Origin of the sequence: Curtobacterium sp. MCBA15_013, from assembly GCF_001865095.1 — a bacterium.
Classification (GTDB): domain Bacteria; phylum Actinomycetota; class Actinomycetes; order Actinomycetales; family Microbacteriaceae; genus Curtobacterium.
This window is the reverse complement of the sequence record NZ_MJGQ01000003.1, coordinates 1-1,180: the sequence shown is the minus strand read 5'-3', so window position 1 is coordinate 1,180 and position 1,180 is coordinate 1. Positions and strand designations below refer to the sequence as shown.

1 protein-coding gene is annotated in these 1,180 nt (G+C 73.9%); it reads right to left on the bottom strand.

Translation table 11 applies throughout. The features are described 5' to 3' along the window. Positions 1–372 precede the first annotated feature (372 nt). On the bottom strand, positions 373–1,180 hold an 808-nt coding region (locus tag BIV01_RS01945; RefSeq protein ID WP_071301767.1), incomplete at its 5' end, for a serine hydrolase domain-containing protein.

The following is a 1,180-nucleotide window of genomic DNA, read 5'->3' as shown; positions in this document are numbered from 1 at the left end:
CGACGGCTTCTTCGCCGTCGGGCGACGGCCGCGGATCATCATCGCACCCGTTCGGCCGGAGCGCTCGCAGCGGGCGCACATGCGCACTCCGGCGGGATCGGGTGCGTTCCCCGGACGAACCCGCCTCCGCCGGAGGAACCTGTGCGGGCCGGAATGCCCGGGGGCGCCGGACACCGCGCACGTCGAGGAACGCGGTCGTACCGTCGGGACAGGACTCCAGGAGGAACCATGAACTTCGACGGCTTCGACCCCGCGGGACTGATCGTCTTCTGCGTGGCGGTGGTGCTGGTCTTCGGCGGACTGATCTCGAGCCGACGGCGCCACTGACGCCCGGCCCTCGGCCCGCGGCCCTCGCCCCTCGGCCTGCGGCGTTCAGGCCCGGTCGGCCCGTTCCTCCGACTCCAGCTCCGTCGCGACGACCGCCGCGAAGGCGTCCGCTCCGAAGTGGTCGTCCGCCGTCACGGTGACGACCGTGTCGCCGTCGAAGAGCAGCATCTGCCCGTACGCGCCGTGCAGCCGCCAGAGTCGGCCGGGGCCGCCCCACCCCGCCATCGCGTACCGCTCGTAGCCGGGGCCCGTGCCGTCGCGCTCGACCCAGTCGGTGTGCATCGCGTCGCACCAGCGTGCGCCCACGATGCGACGCCCCGCGGACTCCCCGCGGTCGCGCACCAGTCGGCCGATCCGTGCGAGTTCGCCGGTGCGCAGCGCCAGGCCCTCGCCGCCGACGACGTACCCGTTCGGGCAGCGTGCCCACGGCACGTCCTCGATGCCGAGCGGGTCGAACAACCGCCGGGCGACGAACGCGCCCACGTCGCCGACCCGGGTCTCGAGGACCCGCATCGCCGTGTACGTGCTCGCGTTCGCGTACTGGAACACCCGGCCGCGCGAGGGGCGCCCGAGGAACTCGGCCGCGAGGTCCGGCCAGTCGGTGAGCTCCGTCTCGGACCACGGCATGTCGACACCGCTCGTCATGGTGAGCAGGTGCCGGAGCGTGACCGCGTCCGTGCCCGCCCCGAAGCGGACGGCGGGCAGGAGGGTCGACACCGGGACGTCCACGTCGACGAGTCCGTCGTCGGCGGCGATCCCGGTGGCGAGGGCCGCGATCCCCTTGGCGACGGAGTGGACCTCGCGGCGGATGTCGGGCGTCCATTGGTGCTCGGCGGCGTCGTCCCCGACGAGG